The 15,573-nt window shown below is 69.0% G+C and carries 12 protein-coding genes and 2 pseudogenes; 7 read left to right on the plus strand and 7 right to left on the minus strand.

What is annotated here, in order from left to right:
* Together A5713_RS24435 and eccB are read right to left on the minus strand one after the other, a co-directional pair.
* Positions 1-1,275 (minus strand): annotated as a pseudogene (locus A5713_RS24435) (type VII secretion protein EccC); the annotation flags it as partial.
* Positions 1,272-2,789, minus strand: a complete 1,518-nt coding sequence (gene eccB / locus A5713_RS24440; protein ID WP_067917304.1) for a type VII secretion protein EccB — start codon at positions 2,787-2,789, stop codon at positions 1,272-1,274. The pseudogene A5713_RS24435 and the gene eccB, both read right to left, overlap by 4 nt.
* Before the next feature lie 431 nt (positions 2,790-3,220).
* Here eccB and malQ point away from each other — a divergent pair, with 431 nt between their 5' ends.
* The 5 genes from malQ (at position 3,221) to A5713_RS24465 (ending at position 9,200) form a co-directional block, all read left to right on the plus strand.
* Complete coding sequence (gene malQ, locus A5713_RS24445) at positions 3,221-5,383, plus strand: 4-alpha-glucanotransferase (RefSeq protein ID WP_068098799.1); 2,163 nt, start codon at positions 3,221-3,223, stop codon at positions 5,381-5,383.
* A 4-nt stretch (positions 5,384-5,387) separates the two neighbouring features.
* Positions 5,388-6,269 carry an LLM class F420-dependent oxidoreductase gene (locus tag A5713_RS24450; protein ID WP_067917311.1) on the plus strand — a complete coding sequence of 294 codons (882 nt, stop codon included), beginning with the start codon at positions 5,388-5,390 and terminating at the stop codon, positions 6,267-6,269.
* Between the two features lie 5 nt (positions 6,270-6,274).
* Complete coding sequence (locus A5713_RS24455) at positions 6,275-6,742, plus strand: nuclear transport factor 2 family protein (RefSeq protein ID WP_068098809.1); 468 nt, start codon at positions 6,275-6,277, stop codon at positions 6,740-6,742.
* A 323-nt stretch (positions 6,743-7,065) separates the two neighbouring features.
* Positions 7,066-8,808, plus strand: a complete 1,743-nt coding sequence (locus A5713_RS24460; protein WP_068098801.1) for a molybdopterin-dependent oxidoreductase — start codon at positions 7,066-7,068, stop codon at positions 8,806-8,808.
* A gap of 110 nt (positions 8,809-8,918) precedes the next feature.
* A complete protein-coding gene (locus A5713_RS24465) occupies positions 8,919-9,200 on the plus strand; it encodes a hypothetical protein (RefSeq protein ID WP_068098811.1) in 282 nt (93 codons plus the stop codon).
* Positions 9,201-9,219: 19 nt separating this feature from the next.
* Here the strand turns inward: A5713_RS24465 and A5713_RS24470 are convergent, their stop codons facing one another.
* Together A5713_RS24470 and A5713_RS24475 are read right to left on the minus strand one after the other, a co-directional pair.
* Positions 9,220-9,648, minus strand: a complete 429-nt coding sequence (locus tag A5713_RS24470; protein WP_068098803.1) for an SRPBCC family protein — start codon at positions 9,646-9,648, stop codon at positions 9,220-9,222.
* A gap of 120 nt (positions 9,649-9,768) precedes the next feature.
* Complete coding sequence (locus A5713_RS24475; RefSeq protein ID WP_067917319.1) at positions 9,769-10,326, minus strand: hypothetical protein; 558 nt, start codon at positions 10,324-10,326, stop codon at positions 9,769-9,771.
* Positions 10,327-10,524: 198 nt separating this feature from the next.
* On the opposite strand from A5713_RS24475, the gene A5713_RS24480 reads away from it, so the two are divergent.
* Complete coding sequence (locus A5713_RS24480) at positions 10,525-12,291, plus strand: DUF4407 domain-containing protein (RefSeq protein WP_068098812.1); 1,767 nt, start codon at positions 10,525-10,527, stop codon at positions 12,289-12,291.
* Positions 12,292-12,333: 42 nt separating this feature from the next.
* Here A5713_RS24480 and A5713_RS24485 read toward each other — a convergent pair whose 3' ends face one another.
* Entirely contained in the window at positions 12,334-13,143 is an 810-nt protein-coding gene (locus tag A5713_RS24485) for a DAPG hydrolase family protein (protein WP_068098804.1), read from the minus strand.
* Positions 13,143-14,483 carry an FAD-binding oxidoreductase gene (locus tag A5713_RS24490; protein WP_068098805.1) on the minus strand — a complete coding sequence of 447 codons (1,341 nt, stop codon included), beginning with the start codon at positions 14,481-14,483 and terminating at the stop codon, positions 13,143-13,145. The genes A5713_RS24485 and A5713_RS24490 overlap by 1 nt, the downstream gene beginning before the upstream one ends.
* Before the next feature lie 67 nt (positions 14,484-14,550).
* On the opposite strand from A5713_RS24490, the gene A5713_RS24495 reads away from it, so the two are divergent.
* Positions 14,551-15,312, plus strand: coding sequence for an IclR family transcriptional regulator (locus A5713_RS24495; protein ID WP_068098807.1), 762 nt, complete (start codon positions 14,551-14,553; stop codon positions 15,310-15,312).
* Between the two features lie 189 nt (positions 15,313-15,501).
* Here A5713_RS24495 and A5713_RS27910 read toward each other — a convergent pair.
* Positions 15,502-15,573, minus strand: a pseudogene (locus A5713_RS27910) (antitermination regulator); the annotation flags it as partial.

Genomic DNA, 15,573 nt, shown 5'->3' on the forward strand with positions numbered 1-15,573 from the left:
CTGGCCGATCTCTTCGTAGGCCTCGGCGAGCCGCCAGTGGGCCAGCGCCTGGGAGAACTCCTCCGCCTCCGCGACACTGATGTGGTCGGTGAGCGCGAAGAACCAGGGCTTCTCGTCGATCACCATCCAGGTGTCGCGGTCGCGGGGCAGCGCCTCGATCACGCCCTTGTCGTCGAACCGCAGGGTGCGCTCGGGGACCGCTGTCCACATCGACGCCCCGGTCAGGTCGAAGAACGTCACCCCGTCGATGCCTTCGGCGCTGATCACGAACTCCCACTGCGGGTCGACGACGTCGGCGACGATCACCGTGTGGGGCGTCGGGGTCTGCGCCGACGAGCTCGCGTGCCGGGGCGTGAAAGAGCCGCGGCCGGCGAACAATTCGGCCTGCTCGGCGGCGAACTCGCGCACCGACGCGTAGACCATCCGCGCGTTGCCGGCGGCGTCCTGGCGGCGCGGGTCACCGAAGTGCGGCAGCCACTTGACCCAGTCCCATTCGTCCAGATCCGAGCTGACGACGACCATCCGCACGTGGTCGGGGCCGTGCGAGAACGCCAGTTGGCAGACGATCGCCCGCATGAGCCCCAGGACCTGCTCCCGCTCACCGTCGAGCGAATACCAGGGCTCGACCAGCAACGAGATCATCTTGGGCAGGTTGTAGACGACGCTCTGGTAGCGACCGAATTCCTGCAGCGCCTTACCGGTCACCGGCTCCAGCTCGATGTCGGTGGGCATGTTCTGCGGCTCACCCCAGGTCACCTCGGGCCGCGTCATGCCGACGCCGACCCGCACCACACCGAAGTTGAGGTCCTTGCCGTCGGGCTTGCGTTCCCACATCCGCGACGTGCCCACCGCGGCGGTCAGCGTGGTCGGCGCCGGGTGGAACCACCGGTAGTTGGCGTCCATGCTGTCCGCGGACTCGTGGGCGGTCTCGCGCAGCATGTCCAGCATCAGCATGAACTGGGCGCGCATCGCGTCCAGCTTGGGCCGGCTCATCTGCTGCTGACCGCCGAACCGGCCGCCGAACATCATCATCGCGACGCCGCCGATCATGAAGATCGGGAAGATGGCGCCGGCGCCGCCGAACACGTGCGAGCCGCTGGCGAAGGTCATGCCGACCATGCCGATCAGCAGGCCGACCACCAACACGCCGACCACCACGAGCCACCAGGGCTTGCCCTCCGGAGGCGGAATGCTCAGGGGTGTAGGGAGGACGATGTTCTCCGGCTTGATGACCGGAGGCTTCTCCGGCGTCGGCCGGGCAAACCCGCGTTTCACTTAGGTACCGCCAATTCTGCTGGGGACATATCCATCGGTAGGGTGTCGTGCTCCACGAGCGCGTCGGCCCGCGACAAGGTCGGCCCTTGCGGGAGCAGTCGGAGCGCCACCCAGGGCGCCAGGCTCGGTTTCGTCTTGAGGCCCAACGCCTCGCGGACGTCCCGGGTGTCGTCGACGCCGAACCGGGCCCCCGCGTCCGTCAGCCACCACAGCGATTCCGTCGTCTTGGCGCCGGGGTCGTTGCCGGTGACGGCCACGAAGTTGCCGTAGTCGGGCCCGAAGAAGACCTGGTCGGCCTCGCGGCCGGTGGTGTCGGCCTTGACCAGGGACACCACCTTGCTCTCATCCTTGGCGGCGACCGGGATGGTCGCGCCGGAGATGACCTGGATGCGGGCCCGGTTCTCCCCCGAGGTCTTCTGCCACCACCAGCAGGTCGCCGGGTTCTCGCGGATGTCCGCCACGTTGAGCGGGGCGTCCGGGTAGGAGGACAGGTCCAGCTTGTTGACCACGGGCATCTTCGCCAGGGCGGACGGTTCCACGGTCACCGGCTTGGTGTTGCCCGGCCCGGCGTTCTGCAGGATCTGAGCCACCAGCGGCGGCAGTGTCTGCACGCCGTCGGCCAGCACCAGTGAATACTGTTGCGGCCCACTGATTTGCGGCGTGACGATCACGGTGCCGATCGGGCCGGGCGCACCCGGGAACGACGCGGCCGCGCCGGCGTTCTGCACCTGGGGCACGGTCAGCTCCGGGCCCACCGGCAGCGCGTCGAACAACGCGCGGCTCATGGGCTTCGCCTGGCCGACCTGCTCCGGCGTCAGGCCCAGCGGCAACAGCACCGATCGGTTCGTCGCGTCGATCCGGGACCGGCGGCCCTCCCGGATCACCCAGGCATCCCCGCCGTAGCTCAGCACCACGGCGTCCGTCCCGTTGAGGACGTGCCGGTGGTTGCTGAGGTCGGGGTTCCCGTCGATCACGGTCACCGTCACGCCGGACGGCGCGCTGACACCGGTCGAGGTGGCGACGGTGTCGCACACCAGCCACGACGACGTGGACGGGGCCGTGGGGTGGAAGTTCGACGGCGCGCCGGGGATGCCGACCAGCGGGCCGCGCGGCAGGCTCGCGATCTGGTTGGACTTGACCAGGTGCGGGTTGTCCGGGCGACCGGTGATCAACCGCGCCGAAGCCAGGTTCAGCGCCGGGTACAGCTTGTCGCCCACGCGGACGTAGAGCGCCCCGGAGTCGCGGTCGGCGATGATCGGCGAATCCCCGACCTGGCCCGCCGGGCTGAGGAACGAGTAGAGCAGAGCGCCCAGGCAGATCACCAGCGCCGCCGAGACCGAGGCCACCACGGCCAGCGTCTGCCGCCGGCCCGGCTCGACCTCCATGCGGACACGCCACCGGGTGAGGGCCATTGCGGTGCGACGAGCGAGGAACTGGTAGCCGGTCACCTGCGTCCGCGTCGACAACCCGAGGCCGTACCCCGACCCGCGTTGTCCGCGACTCTCTTCCGCCACGTTAATTCACCATCCGGTCTGCTAGAACGCCTGGATATTGTCCGTCGTAAATATCCGCTGCGCGAATTACATCGACAACCGTAAGGCACCCGTACGGGCCTCGCCACGCGGCGCCGATGGCGTTCGCTGCCACATTCCTTTATCTGTAGGTGTCCGGTCGTGCGCGATTTGCCGGATCGCGCCGGGCCCGCACCGCGCCAGGCGCCGCTGAACTGGCACTATCGGATTCCCCCGCCGATCCCCGCCCGGACTCCTCATGTCTCCTCAGGGCATCGTAATGGCGAACGCCCGGCTCGTCCTGTTGAGCGTGCACGCCGACGCGAACGAACGGGCGCGGCAGGGCCGGCAAAACGGGGGGTGGGCGCACGCCGGCCGGTGGGCGCCTCTCCCCGATTGGTCGGGCGGCGAATTCTGGCAGCAAGATGTGCGGTATGAGTGAGCTCGCGCCGTCGCTGGTCGAACTTGCCAGGAGATACGGCATCGCGACCGAGTACGACGACTGGACCGGGCGGCGGGTGCCGGTTCCGGCATCCACGCTGGTGGCGGTGTTGGCCGCGCTGGGCGTGCCGGCCGCCACCGAGCAGGAGCGCAACGTGGCCCTGGCCGCCAAGCTGCGGTCGCACTGGACGCGGCGGTTGCCGGCCACGATCGTCGGCCGCACCGGTGAGCAGACGCGGTTCTGGGTGCACGTGACCCACGGCGATCCCGCCGAGGTCTGGTTGCAGCTCGAGGACGGCACGGTGCGCGGCGGGATCCAGCAGGTCGACAACTTCACCCCGCCGTTCGACCTGGGCGACCGCTGGGTCGGTGAGGCCAGCTTCGTGCTGCCGGCCGACCTGCCGCTGGGCTATCACCGGGTGCATCTGCGTTCCTCCGACGGGGAGACCAGCACCGCGCTGATCGTGACGCCGGACTGGCTCGGGCTGCCCGAGCGGCTCGGCGCCCGCCGAGCCTGGGGGATGGCCGCTCAGCTCTACAGCGTGCGCTCCAAACAGTCGTGGGGCGTCGGCGATCTGACCGATCTGGCCGACCTGGCGGTGTGGTCGGCGTCGCGGCACGGCGCCGACTATTTGTTGGTCAATCCCCTGCACGCGGCCGCCCCGACGCGCCCCATGGAACCGTCGCCCTATCTGCCGACGTCGCGGCGCTTCATCAACCCGATTTATCTGCACGTCGAGGCGATTCCCGAGTTCGCCGAGCTGCCCAAGCGCAGCCGGGTGCGGCGGCTGCGCTCCGAGGCGCAACAGCGAGCCGCTCGACTCGACGCCATCGACCGCGACGGTGCGTGGGCGGCGAAGCGCGCCGCGCTCGAGCTGTTGCACCGGGTGCCGCGGTCGGCGGGCCGTGAGTTGTCCTACCAAGCCTTCCTGGCCCGCGAGGGCGGCGCGCTCGACGACTTCGCCATCTGGTGTGCCCTGGCCGAGAAGCACGGTGCCGACTGGCACTCCTGGCCGCAATCGCTGCAGCATCCGCACGCGCCCGACGTCGCCGCGTTCGCCGAAAAGCATTCGGGTACAGTCGATTTCCATCGGTGGCTGCAGTGGCAACTCGACGAGCAACTGGCCTCGGCACAGTCGCGGGCCGTCCGGGCCGGAATGGCGCTGGGCGTGATGCACGACCTGGCGGTCGGCGTGCATCCCCACGGGGCCGACGCGTGGGCGCTGCAAGACGTGTTGGCGCTGGGCGTCACCGCCGGCGCGCCACCGGACGAGTTCAATCAGCTCGGCCAGGACTGGTCTCAGCCGCCGTGGCGGCCCGATCGGCTGGATGAGGAGGAGTACCGCCCCTTTCGGGCGCTGATCCGTGCGGTGCTGCGGCATGCCGGCGGCGTGCGCATCGACCACATCATCGGGTTGTTCCGCCTGTGGTGGATCCCGGAAGGGGCGCCGCCCACGGAGGGCACCTACGTGCGTTACGACCACGAAGCGATGATCGGCATCGTCGCCCTGGAAGCACACCGCGCCGGGGCGCTGGTGGTCGGCGAGGACCTTGGCACCGTCGAGCCCTGGGTGCGTGACTATCTGTTGTTGCGCGGACTGCTCGGCACGTCGATCCTGTGGTTCGAGTTGGACCGCGACGGTAACGGTGGTCCCCTGCCGGCCGAGCGCTGGCGGGAGTACTGCCTGTCCTCGGTGACCACCCACGATCTGCCGCCGACCGCCGGCTACCTGGCGGGTGACCACGTGCGGTTACGCGAAAGCCTCGGATTGCTCACCCGCCCCGCCGAGGACGAACTCGCCTCCGACCGGGCCCAATTGGCAGCCTGGATGGCCGAATTGCGCCGGGTGGGGTTGCTCGATGACGGCGAGACCGACGCGGACAGCGTCGTCCTTGCCCTGTATCGGTACCTGGGACGGACACCGTCGCGCCTGGTGGGCGTGGCGCTGACCGACGCGGTGGGCGACCGCCGGACCCAGAATCAGCCCGGCACCACCGACGAATACCCCAACTGGCGGATTCCGCTGACCGGCCCGGAAGGCCGCCCGATGATGCTCGAGGACGTGTTCACCGATGCCCGGGCGGCCACCCTGGCCGAGGCCGTGCGCCACGCAATCGCGCCCGCGGCGGCCGAAAGCGCGCCTGTTAGCTTCTGAGGCCATGAAGGTCTCAGTGGTGGCCCCGGTCGCCGACGGCGTCACCGCGGATCCGGAATGGATGGCGGCCTTCGCGGGTCACCTGGAGCGATGCGGTTTCGAGTCGATCGTCGTCGTGGAGCACACGGTGCTGGTCACCCGCTACGACAGCGTCTATCCCTATGACAGTTCCGGGCGCGTCGGCTTGGCCGCCGACTGCCCCATCCCCGACCCGCTGGACCTGCTGGCCTTCCTGGCCGGCCGCACCACCACCCTGGGGCTGGCCACCGGCGTGTTGGTGCTGCCGAACCATCACCCGGTGGTCCTGGCCAAGCGGGCCGCCACCGTGGACGCGTTATCGGGCGGGCGGCTACGACTGTGCGTGGGCGTGGGATGGCTCAGGGAGGAGCTCGAGGCGTGCGGTGCCGATTTCGAGGACCGCGGCCGCCGAGCCGACGAGCAGCTGGCCGTCTTGCGGGCGCTCTGGGCCGACCACCCGCACGGGGCCTCTCACCACGGCGAGTTCTTCAGCTTCGACAACGTCATGTGCTACCCCAAACCCGTTGCGGGTCCCCGCCTCCCGATCCATATCGGCGGGCACAGCCGAGCGGCGGCGCGCCGCGCGGGCCGGCTCGGTGACGGCCTTCAGCCGCTCGGCGTGACCGGGCCCGCCCTGGCGTCGTTGATCGCGGTCATGCGCGACGAGGCGTCGTCGGCCGGCCGCGATCCGGCTACCCTCGAAGTGTCATTGGGCCACGCGGTCAACAAGATCGACGCCGACCGCGCCGGCGGACTCGTCGAGCAGGGCGCCGACCGGCTTGTGCTGGCCATGCCGCCGACCACCGACATCGAGCAGGCCAAGGATCTGCTGTCGGCATGTGCGCAACGCCTGTCACTGATTGCATGACCCCGATGCCGCTGTCGACCGATGACCTAGCCGCCCTGAGCGACGTGGTGCACCGATACGCCGCGCACGTCGACGAGCGCCAATTCGACTCCGCTGCAGCGCTGTTCACCGACGCAGCCGTGCTGGTGGTGGCCGACCCGCCGAAGGCGCTGGAGCCGGTCCGTTCGCACCGGGGTCGAGACGCCATCGCCGGCGCGGTCGCCGCCGTCGCGGCGCTCATTCGGACCGAGCACGCCATCATCGGCGAGGTGTACGACCAGGCCGCCCGGCCGGGCACCGCGCGCGGACGCGTCGCGTGCATCGCGCACCATTGGGACCAGCGTGGTGACGAGCTTGTCGACGTGGTCTGGCATCTGCGCTACGACGACGAATACGAGCTGACCGACCGCTGGCGGATCGCCCGCCGGGCGTTGACCATCAACGCGATTGAGACCCGTGTGGTCCGCCGGGTACGCCGACACGACCTGATCTAGCGAGCTTGCAGAAGACTTTGCGCAAACTCACAGCGGCCGTCCATGATCCGAATCTGCGGAAGTAACGTCGTGTTTGTTGAGCGATTGCGGTTATCTCGGCCAGCGTCGGGGCGAATTTTGCCCACGTCGGCCCGGGGCCGGCGGCCGTAGGTCCCGGCGAGCCCGCGGACGCAGCAGTTCTTCCTGATCGTGTCCAATTTATACAAGTCGGTCCGTGTATTTTCGGCCGCGTGACGAACACCGAACATCGGAACCCGGGCGTCGCTTCCGCCGGACTCACCGGGGGGCGGGCAGCACCGAACGGCAATGTATCGACACTGGCAGTGGGCACGCCGCTGGAGTCCCCGCCGGACTACCGCAGCGAGATTCACACCGCCGAAGACATCATCGACGTCGAGACCTATGGCGGCGGTTTCGACCTCACCAGGCGCGCGACCGCTCCGAAGCTGCGCATCGGCCGCGACCGCTGGTTCAACCTGCTCTGGCTGATCCCCATCGGGTTTGCCCTGCTGGTCGCCGGGGTGGCCGTCGGCAAAGGCCTGCACAACATGCCGGCGGTGCAGTCCTTCATCCAGCGTTATCCCGGGACGGACAGTTCCGGTGTGACACCCGGCCTCCCGGCGTGGATCGGTTGGACCCATTTCTTCAACCTCTTCATGATGATGTTCATCATCAGGACGGGGATCCAGATCCTCTGCGACCATCCCCGGCTCTACTTCAGCCGCAACGCGACCCCGGGCAAGGACGAATGGCTGCGGGTGGGCCCGCCGGTGCCGGACGACGAGCTGTGGACGGCTAACGCCGACACCGTCGCCCTGCCACCACAATTCGGTCTGCCGGGGTTCCGGCACTCGATCGGGCTGGCCCGCTGGTGGCACCTCGGGGTGGACGTGCTGTGGCTCGTCAACGGCGCCGTCTTCTATGTGCTGCTGTTCGTCACGGGCCAGTGGCGGCACATCGTCCCGACCAGCTGGGACGTCTTCCCCAACGCGGCCTCGGTGGCGGTTCAATACCTGTCCCTGGACTGGCCGACCGACAATGGGTGGGTCGCCTACAACGGCCTGCAGTTGTTGTCCTACTTCACCACGGTCTTCATCGCCGCACCCGTCGCGCTCATCACCGGCCTGGGTATGTCGCCCGCGCTGTCGCAACGCGTTCACTGGCTGAGCAAGCGCCTGAGCATCCAGCACGCTCGGTCGCTGCATTTCGTGGTGCTGGTGTACTTCCTGTTCTTCATCCTGGTTCACGTCACGATGGTGTTGACGACCAGCGCGCTGCGAAACCTCAACCACATGTTCGCCTCCCGCGACGACAACAGCTGGGTCGGCTTCGGGATCTTCGCCGCGGCCATGGTGCTGACGGCGATCGCGTGGGTTTGGGCCACTCCGTTCACCATTCGCCATCCGCGGGTGATCCAGCGGGTCGGGTACGCGCTCGTCGGCCCCTTCCAGCGCATGCTCGAACAACTCGACCCCAAGCCGGGCGCCTTCACCGAGAAGGACATCTCACCACACCACTGGCGCAACGGCCGGCTGCCGGAGACCGTCGAGTACAAAGAGCTGGAAGCCAACGACTTCAGGGACTGGCGGCTCAAGGTCTACGGCCTGGTCGAACACCCGATGGAGTTCTCGCTCGAGGACTTGATGGCCCTGCCCTACCACGAGCAGATCAGCCAGCACTTCTGCATCCAGGCGTGGTCGGGCGTCGCCAAATGGGGTGGCGTGCAGATGAAGACGATCATGGACATCGTCAAGCCGCTGCCGGAAGCCAAATGGGCGGTGTTCTATTCGATGGGCCTCGGCGCGACCGGCGGCATCTATTACAACGCCCACCACATCGGGCAGATGGACCACCACATGACCATGCTCGCCTACAAGATGAACGACCAGCCGCTCCCCTACATGCACGGCAGGCCGCTGCGGCTGCGCAACGAACTGCAGCACGGCTTCAAACTCGTCAAGTGGATCAAGGGAATCGAGTTCGTCGCCGACTACCGCGACATCGGCAGCGGCTACGGCGGTTACAGCGAGGACCACAAGTACTTCGGGCGGCACCAGACGCTGTAGGGCGCAGCGCAGAACCCTCGGGCGTCGCACTCTCACGTCGTTTGTCCCGACGGCAATCCGGGTAGCACAACGGAAGCGGCCGAACGGAAGTGACAGCAGAGGAGACGCCCATGAGGCACAGCCCTGTCGACCATGATCGGACCACTGAGCGACATGACGCCGAGCCGGGGCGCGACCTCGAACACACGCCCGGCCTCATCGTCGTCGGGGCTGCGGCCCTGGCATTTGTGATATGCGTGGCGACGTTCGCGCTGGGAGACGCGGGTGCGGGCGTAGCCGCCGCGATCGTCGCCCTGCTCGGATTCGGCGCCGGCCTGGCCTGGCTCACGATGGACCGCAGGCGAATTCGCCAGACTGAGCGGGAATTGCCGATGGGCCACGCGGCGCGCTAGCGCTACTGCAGCGCGACCGCTACTGCAGCGCGACGAGGTTGTGCACGGACTTCTCCACATCGGAGCGGAGCACTCGCGCGACCAACCCCCCGACCGGACCGCTGAGCAATCCGCCCCTGAGGTCCGCGGTGAGGTGAAAGTCGGTTCCGGATTGCTGGTCCGTGATGGTCATCGCCACCCCGAGGCGTATCCCACCGCGGCCGCGACCTTGCAGCTCAATGGATTTCGGCTCGTCGTAGCGGGTGACCGTCCAGTGGACGACGTTGCGAAACCCCTTGACCTTCACGCAGGAGGACACGCAGGTGCCCTCCTCGATCGATTCCGGAACGGGCCCGCGCCACCCGGCGAAAATGGTCATCCACTCGTCGAATCGGCTCAGGTCGGACGCCAGCTTCCAGGCGGCCTCCGGATCCACCTGCGACGTCACCGAAACATCTACTCGTGCCAAGTCTTCTCGCTCCTCCCCAGACGATGATCGCGATCGGCGCCGGCACCGCTACACAGGCGCCCGGCGCGCAACGTGAATGGGGTACCCGGGGACGGCAGGGCCTACGCGTGGGCCGGGCGCCTAGGGCCAGGTCTGCTCCAATTGCTGGGCAACGTCAATGACCTGCGCGGCTTGTGACTGCGGCGCGTCGATCTCCTCGGCGACGTACTGGGCGACGAATCGGCGGATCTCGCCGTCGACGCCGGCGAGAATGCGCAACACCTCGCCGCGGAAGGACTTCGAAGAGACGTTGACGGTGATGTCGGACGGCCGCGGCTTCGCGACGTCGACGATCAGCAGCAGCGGCTCGGCGGCTCGCGCGGTGGCCCGCAGGGCGATGTCCCCCGAGACCACGAACCGCTGCTTGTCGAGCCGAAGATCGAGCAGCAGATCGATCGACAACGGGATGTGGATGACGAACGTGATGCTGTCGCCCAGGCGGCGCGTGACCTTGGGCTCGTGAATCTTGACGTTGGCGCTGACCTTGGCGATCCCGCCCGGCCCCTGCGCGATGGGCTCCATGGCGAACTCGTTGCCGGCGATGTCGGCGAAGGCGGCGGCGACACGCTCGGGGGTGACGGCGACCTCGAAGAATCTTCGTCCGAACTCTTCGTAGGTGACATAATCGTGAGTCTCCATAGACTTATACCGTCTCACGCCGGCCGTCGGAACCGTCGCTGATCTGCACGCGTCGCCGGAAATCGGCGCGGCCGTGGCTCCTTCGCCGGGACCGCCGTTGACCCAGGACAGGTTGTGAGGCGCGCCACACACGGGGGGCTTCAATTCGATTCGGCCGGTGGTGGCCTGGGAGGCTTGTTGAGTTGGGAGGTGTTTTCCATGTGCGCCCACAAAGCTGCCGAGCGGCGCTCGGACTTCTCGCCCGCGGGCCTGCTCACCTGGCTTGGCGGCGGGCAGTGGCGGGAGCTGGATGAGCGCCACGAGCGGTCCACGCATGCCGTATCCGGCGCGGTGGTGCTGTTCGGGGCGGTGCTGGCCTGGCTGGTGGCGACCCTGGCGGTGAGCGAGTCGGCTCGCTGGTCGGTCCTTTCCGTCCTGCCGCTGACCCTGGTGTTCGGCCTGCTGGTCGGCGCGGTCACCCGCGCCACCACGGCCGGTTCGCGCCAAGGCCGGGCCGGGGTGGCGGCCCGCGCGGCCGTCGCGGTCGCGCTCGGCGCCGTCGTCGGCGAACTGGCCGCGATCGTCCTGCTGTCCGGCTCGATCGACCACCGCCTCGACGAACGCGCCCTGCGCAACGCCGGCTCGGCGCCGGCCGTGGCGCAGGCGTCGGCGTCGCTGCAACAAACCCGGGATGCGCGCGCCGCGCTCGACGGCGCCGTCGACCGGGCTCACCAGCAGCAGGATCAGGCCCTGGTCGTCGCGCGCTGCGAATACCACCCCACCCCGGGCTGCCCGCAAACCCGGATCACCGGTGACCCCGGCGCGGGACCCGAGACACGAACCGCCAACGAGCTTTTGGCGGACGCCCAGCACGAACTCGACAACGCGCTGGCCGCTCGTGACCGCCAAGCGCCCGAGTTGGACGCCACCATCTCGCGCCAGCAGCAAGCGCTCGACGACGCTCGCCGCGGCGTGGTCGCGGACGCCGATCGTGGCCTCGGCGCGCGCTGGGTCGCCATGAACGACCTGACGTCGTCCGACTTCGGCGCGCTGATGCTGCGGCTCATGGCGATCGCGTTCTGCGTGCTGCTCTACCTGCTGCCGCTGATCCTGGGACGGTGGCGCGGCGAGACCACCCACGATCGCCATGCCACGGCCCGCGCGGAGCGGGAACGCGCGGAACTCGAGGCGGACACCGCCATCGCGATCAAGCGGGCCGAGGTCCGCCGCGAGGCCGAGATGATGTGGGCCGAGCACCAACTCACCCAGGCCCGGCTGGCGATCGAGGCGCAGACCGAAATCGACCGCGAGCAGCAGCGCCGACGAATCGAGGAGGCCTTCGAGCCCCCGGTGCGGGCGGCGTCGCATCGCCCACTCGAACCCGCCGACGAAGACATCTACCTGCCTATTGCCGCGGAGGCCGAGGCCGCCAGCCGAGCGCTGGTAGGGCTGCCCGCCCCCGCGCAGACCACCGGCGCGGAGAACCTGCCGGCGCCCGCCGGACGCGACGATGCGCCGCGCGAAGACGGTGCAGACGGTGGCACGTCGCTCATCCCGTCAATTCCAGACGCCACCAAGGCCGCGGCGCGGTGGATTCGCCCGCTGATGCCGCCTTTCGTCGCGCGGGTGCTCGACACCACGACCGCGCCGCTGCGCACCGCACGCCAGGTGTTCGAGGAGTTCGAGGAGATCACCTTCGCGCTGCGGCGCACCCACCGCGTCACGATGGACTCCGAAAGCTCCGACGCCGGCGAGCGGCCCATGCCGCCGGGCGCGGCGAGTGAGCAGGCCTCGCCCACAAGGGGATTCATCGACTCGTCGCGCGTGGATCGCACCGCGGTGACCCAACGGCGGCCGGGCGGCCGAGAGCGAAGCGCCCCCTCGCTGGGCGCGTCGGAGCGTGGCGGCGATCCGGAATTGACGAAGCGGGACGGACCGGCCGAGCTCGATTCACCGCGGGGGCCGCGGCAACTTCCCCCCGCCTAGCGAGGTCCGCCGTCCCTGGTGCGCGACGCCGGCGCCCGGCCCCTATTCGTCGCCGAAGGCTTGGTAGAGGTCCGGTAGGAATCCGGCCAGGTGATTCATCTCCTGGGCGCAATGCACCATCAGGTTGCGAGCGCTGGTCTCCGCGTTGCCCAGCACCCGCGAGACGATCGGGCGCACCGCCCGCGACGCGACGCCGGGCACGTTGCGGACCGCGATGTGCTTGCCGCCCATCCAGAAGCGCGACCGCATCTCGGCCCCGTTCGCGGTCGAGCGGACGTGGTGAATGAACCATCCGACGTCTACCGGGGCCTCGCTGGACCCCAGCCGGGCACAGATCGCCACCGCGCCGTCGCTGTCGGGCGGGCAGCCCATCGTGACAGGATCGACGAATTGGATTGCGCCGTTGAGCATCGTCGAGCCGATGTACTCGCTGATCAACGACCAGCGGCCGATGTAGCGCCGGGCGCCGGCGCGGCCCGCGTCGTCACAGTCCTTCCAGGCAGCGTGCAGGTGGGCGCGCGGATGCCACAGCTTGTAGCGGCGGGTGTCGCAGCCGTGCCAGCCGAACCACCAGGACCACATGGCCGGGATGACCCCCGGCATGTCGGTGCGCACCGACACCTGATACCCGCCGTCCTCCAGGACGCCATAGCCGTTCTCGGTCTGCTGGTATCCGTCGTCGGCGACGCGCGCGGCGTCGTCGAACGCCAACAGCGCCGTGGCGCCCTGCGGCCCGTGTTCCAGGGCCTCGACGACATGGCGTGGCAGCGGGGCCATCTCGGGCGCGAAGAACTTGCCGAACGGGGTGTTCGCGTCGTCGCCGCGGTAGCCCAGATACAGCTCGCCGGCCATCAGAGTCGCCCCATCCAGCTGTTGAACAGGCCGTCGGGGTCGTATTCGGCGCGCACGCGGTCGAGCTTGGCCATGGCGGCGTCGCTGGCGAACCGCGCGGGACGCTGGCCGAGGTTCTCGTCGGCCAGCTGAATGCCGATCGCGTATTCGGACATCGCGGCCATGTTGGACCGCGCCCAGTCGGCATACTTCGCCTCGTCGGCCGGGTCCTTCCACGAACCGTAGAGCGCGAGGTAGATGTCGCCCTCGATGCTGTAGGCCATGTCCTGGCGGGGAGAGCACGGGCCCCAGTTCAGCCAGAGGAAGTGGGCGGGATGCGGCGGCATCGTGTCCAGGATCGTCCGGATGCCCGGCAGCAGGTCTTCAGCCGACGCCGACGTCCACATGTTGTCGACCGCGTAGTGGTGATCGGACAGGTAGTGGCTCATCGCCACGTCATACCAGGTCGGCAAATCGGTTGGCATATAGGGAATCTTGACGAGCGCCTGAGCGGCGACCGGGCAGGTGCCGAACAGGGCGAGGGCCTTCTCGGCCTCCTCGTCGGTGTCCGCGAAGGCGGGCGACGCCAGCGAGATGACCGGGGTGTCGATGCCCATGTTCGGCTCGCCGCGCGAGGCTACGGCCTGCAGCTCGACGCGAGGGTCGACGTCGGCGCTGACCGCCCGCGCCCACGTGAAAACCTCGTCGCCAAGCTCGAATGGATAGACGTAGACGCTGGTGCCGCAGGCGCCGGGGCGGGGATAGAGCTTCAGGTAGAACGACGTGACCACGGCGAAGAAGCCGGGGCCGGCGCCGCGGGCGGCCCAGTAGAGGTCGGCGTTGTTGCTGGCGTCGCAGTGGATCTGTTCGCCCTCGGCGGTGACGACGTCCAGGCCGACGACGCTCTCGCAGGCCGGGCCGTAGATGCGGCTGTTCCAGCCGTACCCACCCTGCAGCAGGTAGCCGCCCAGGCAGACGCCCTTGCAGTGACCACCGGGGAAGAACAGGCCCTGCGCCTCGAGATCGGCCATGAGCAGGCTGCCGCCCTTGCCCGGACCCACTTGGGCGAGCCGCTTGTCGGCGTCGATGACTGCGTGGTCAAGGCGGCTGACGTCGAGCAGAACGGAGCCGTCACGCAGGTGGCTGGCCGAGAAGCTGTGCCCCCCTGAAACGACGCTGACCTTCAGGCCGTGCGCCGCGGCGTAGCGGATGCCGGCGACGATGTCATCGGCATCGGCGGCCTGCACGATGACTTCGGGATAGCGCTGCGGCACCCGTTGGTGCCACACGGTGCCACGGCGGGCCGCCTCGTAGCCGTCGTCGCCGCGGAAGTGGTGCCGCCCCGCCGGTAGCCCGCTCATCTCGAACCTCCCTCGATTCACTATTCGGATCTTTGCGATTCGCGATGCGGACCAATATAGTGGGCCGATGCCGAGTTCGGGGGAAAATCTCTCGCCTGGTCGCGACGAAGGAATACAGGTGTTGCGCCGCGCCGCCGCCGCGCTGGACGAGATCGCCGCCGAGCCCGGCCGGTTACGCCTGGTCGACCTGGGTGAGCGGCTCGGCCTGGCCAAGTCGACGGCGCGCCGGCTGCTGGTGGGCCTCGTCGAGGTGGGGCTGGCCAGTGTCGATTCACAGGGCCGGTTCTCCCTGGGCGACCGCCTGCTCGGATTCGGCACTTCGGACGGGGCGCAGATCGCGGCGATCTTCCGGCCAACCATCGAGCGGGTGGCGCGCGCGATCGACGGGGAGACGGTCGACCTCTCGATATTGCGGGGCCAGCGCATGTGGTTCGTCGACCAGATCGAATCGTCGCATCGTCTGCGCGCCGTCTCGGCCGTCGGCGTCCGGTTCCCGATGGAGTCGACTGCCAACGGCAAGGCGGCCCTCGCGACCCTCGACGATGCCGACGCCGAGGCGGTGATCGCCAGCTGCGATCCCGATGTCGCCGACCGGCTTCGCGCCGAGGTCGCCGAGATCCGGCGCACCGGAGTGGCTTTCGATCGCGACGAACACACCCGGGGAATCTCGGCGGCGGCGATCGCGCGCCGCGCCGCGGGCGACAACGTGATCGCCATCTCGGTGCCGGCGCCGACGGAGCGTTTCCTGGAGAAGGAACCGCGCATCGTCGCCGCACTGCGCGCCGCGGCGGAATCGCCGGCCTGGGGGTATGTCAGCGGACCAGGTTGATCCCGTAGTCGCCTTCGGGCCCGGGAAGGGTCGGTGCTCCGCCCCTCCGGACGCGCCGGACACCGCGCCCCCGAGTCGGCCACCGCAGCGGCAGGCCCTCCGAGCGGGCGCCGGCATCGGTCAGGCTGGAGTTGGAGGCGGCCGGGTTACCCCTCGAAAGCTCGGCCGCCCCAACGTCGTGAGCCCCGCTCAACAGGGCACTGCAGCGGAGGAGAACAGCGGCCCCCATTCGTGCCGGGCCGCGGATTGCGCATCGGTGAA

The organism is Mycobacterium sp. E2497, assembly GCF_001668695.1.
Lineage (GTDB): Bacteria > Actinomycetota > Actinomycetes > Mycobacteriales > Mycobacteriaceae > Mycobacterium.